At 37.9% G+C, this 1,064-nt stretch carries 1 pseudogene; it reads left to right on the plus strand.

Features of this window, described 5'->3' with window-relative positions:
- Positions 1 to 96: 96 nt before the first annotated feature.
- Positions 97 to 787: pseudogene (locus tag QUA58_RS31405) on the plus strand (IS5 family transposase); the annotation flags it as partial.
- Positions 788 to 1,064: the final 277 nt, after the last annotated feature.

Genomic DNA, 1,064 nt, shown 5'->3' on the forward strand with positions numbered 1-1,064 from the left:
ACCCTATCTTTTTTCATGCTATTTGTCTAGAGTTGCCGGACTGTATGACTTTCAGGCGACCTGTCGCCCCGGCAGGGGCGTGGGACTATCCTAACTCTTGAAGAACAGGTCTTAGTTGCATTGGAATATTGGCGAGAATATCGAACATATTTTCATATTGCGACAAATTGGGGAGTATCTGAATCAACTATTTGCCGAATTGTAATTGACATCGAATCAACTTTAATGAAAACGGGAAAATTCCGTCTTCCTGGGAAAAAAGCATTACTCAAAAACTCTGATTATCCAGCAGTCGTGGCGATCGATGTCACAGAAACAGCTATTGAACGACCCAAAAAAAAACAGAAAAAATATTATTCAGGCAAGAAGAAATGTCATACCCTCAAAACTCAATTGGTCATTAATCAAGAGACAGGAGCAATTATTTGCACTGCTTTTGGGCAAGGACATTGCCACGATTTTAGCTTGTTTAAAAAAAGTAAAATCCATTTTCATCCCGAAACAGATAGCTTACAAGATAGTGGGTATCAAGGCATAAAAGATTATCATTCCAATAGTTATATTCCTAGAAAGAAACCTAAAAATGGGAAACTTTCTCTCTTAGAAAAAGACTACAAGGAGAGCTCTAGCACAAGAAAGAATTGTTATTGAACACGTTAACCGGAGTCTGAAAATTTTTAAAATCTTGTCGAGTCGTTATCGGAATCGTCGTCGCCGTTATGGTCTGCGTTGTAATTTGTTATCAGCAATTTATAATTATGAGTTAGCTCTAGGGGGATTAAATTGAAAACTTTCTATTATAGCATAGATTTTTTTTGCAAGAGGTCTAATCAATGTTGTAGGTTTTAGTTGACATTGGTACTCCCACGAAAATTCCTAAACATAGGGGAAAATCTCGACTGCTGGGAAAAAGGAAAGGTACGTACTAAGGCACCGTGCTATCTCACTGTTAAAAAACGGGTTTCTCGACGGAAAAAATCTTCAAGATTAGGGGCTTGCAATTAAATATAACCCCAGTTATGCTAGAAGGGTAGGAAACAAAAAATCTGACATGAGCGGTTGTG

Source organism: Microcoleus sp. N9_A1 (assembly GCF_036701795.1).
In the GTDB taxonomy this organism is placed as follows: domain Bacteria; phylum Cyanobacteriota; class Cyanobacteriia; order Cyanobacteriales; family Microcoleaceae; genus Microcoleus.